1 protein-coding gene is annotated in these 243 nt (G+C 46.1%); it reads left to right on the top strand.

The window, feature by feature from the left end:
* A partial coding sequence (locus HPT30_RS00290; protein WP_175369643.1) for a transposase occupies positions 1-243 on the top strand: 243 nt, incomplete at both ends.

The following is a 243-nucleotide window of genomic DNA, read 5'->3' as shown; positions in this document are numbered from 1 at the left end:
GGAAACCCGTCCTTTTAGCCACCAACCTGCATTGGCATTCGGCTGAAAGCATCGCTGAAATCTATAAAAAACGCTGGCAAATCGAAGTGTTTTTCCGCTGGATTAAACAGCATCTAAACATACCGAAGTTGTTCGGAACGACGCCGAACGCGGTATATGGCCAGTTGTACGTGGCCTTACTTGTTTATGTTTTGCTTAAACTCCTGTTTGACGAAGGTCAAAAGGTCGTGCATTGGAGCGCAA

It is taken from the genome of Paenibacillus agri (assembly GCF_013359945.1).
GTDB lineage: Bacteria > Bacillota > Bacilli > Paenibacillales > Paenibacillaceae > Paenibacillus_AQ > Paenibacillus_AQ agri.
The sequence above is the reverse complement of the archived record's forward strand: the minus strand, read 5'-3'. Positions and strand labels throughout refer to the sequence as shown.